1 protein-coding gene is annotated in these 687 nt (G+C 61.4%); it reads left to right on the top strand.

The window, feature by feature from the left end; all coding sequences use genetic code 11:
* The coding region (locus tag EN994_RS34115; protein ID WP_164746561.1) for an alpha-ketoglutarate-dependent dioxygenase AlkB at window positions 1-471 on the top strand (471 nt) is incomplete at its 5' end.
* Window positions 472-687 lie beyond the last annotated feature (216 nt).

The raw sequence follows: 687 nt of genomic DNA, 5'->3' as shown, positions 1-687 counted from the left end.
CTGGAAGGCCTGCCGTTCGAGGCGTTCGATTTCCATGGCCATCTGGCAAACCGGCGCGTCGTCGGTTTTGGCCTGCGTTACGACTACGACAGACGCCAGGTCGTCGAGGCGCCGCCGATCCCTGACTTCCTGCTGTCCCTGCGCGACAAGATCGCAGCGTTGGCAGGCCGGCCCGCCAACGCCTTCGCGCAAGTGTTGATCAACGAATACCGGCCCGGCGCCTGCATCGGCTGGCATCGAGACAAGCCTCATTTCGAAGACGTTGCGGGTGTTTCGTTGCTGGCGCCTTGCAGCTTCCGGCTCCGGCGGAAGAATGGCACCAAATGGGACCGCCGGACCATCGTCGTCGAACCAAGGTCGGCGTATCTCATGACCGGACCATCGCGCATGGAATGGGAGCACAGCATTCCGGCGGTTGACCTGCACCGCTACTCGATCACCTTGAGGACATTGCGCGCCAACTCCGCATGAGCATCGCGCGCCGAGCCGTTCTGTCGCATTGCCAGCGCCATCACGAGTTCTTGAACGCAAAACGGTTCCGGGAACCTCCCAACCACAAGTTGGTTTGGAGGACAGGTACAGCTTCAAAGGTGGAGAATGTCCATGGCCCGTGCCCGATCCGTGTTGGTGGCAGCCAGGCGTCCGTTCCATAAAACGCCGATGGCGGTCGCAAACGCATGTTTCGTC

The sequence above is a fragment of the Mesorhizobium sp. M7A.F.Ca.CA.002.09.1.1 genome, assembly GCF_003998555.1.
GTDB lineage: Bacteria > Pseudomonadota > Alphaproteobacteria > Rhizobiales > Rhizobiaceae > Mesorhizobium > Mesorhizobium ciceri.
Note: the sequence above shows the minus strand (reverse complement) of the source record. Positions and strands in the feature narration are given on the sequence as shown.